Annotated in this window: 1 protein-coding gene; it reads right to left on the bottom strand. The window is 40.7% G+C overall.

Going from position 1 to position 280, the window contains the following annotated elements; genetic code table 11:
* On the bottom strand, positions 1-280 hold a 280-nt coding region (locus AAEY75_RS14730; RefSeq protein ID WP_352259984.1), incomplete at both ends, for a serine aminopeptidase domain-containing protein.

The following is a 280-nucleotide window of genomic DNA, read 5'->3' as shown; positions in this document are numbered from 1 at the left end:
ATCAAAATGTTGTCTGTCTAGGCGATTGGCAATATTACGAATACCGCGACCCATATCACCGATTGGGTCATTTTCTCCGCTGATTAATAACATTGGAAAATCTTTGGCAATCGTCATTGCCCAGTTTTTATGCAAGCCTGCATTCATCAGTGTAAAGAGGGTCATAAAGCCGTTATTGGTAAAATCAAAACCCGTCAATGGATCGGCTTCATAAGCTTCAACAGCGGCAGGATTTTCGCTTAACCACGCAAACTTTGATGAAGAAATACGATTATTAAGC

The organism is Psychrobacter sp. TB55-MNA-CIBAN-0194 (assembly GCF_040309505.1).
GTDB lineage: Bacteria > Pseudomonadota > Gammaproteobacteria > Pseudomonadales > Moraxellaceae > Psychrobacter > Psychrobacter fozii.
The sequence above is the reverse complement of the archived record's forward strand: the minus strand, read 5'-3'. Positions and strand labels throughout refer to the sequence as shown.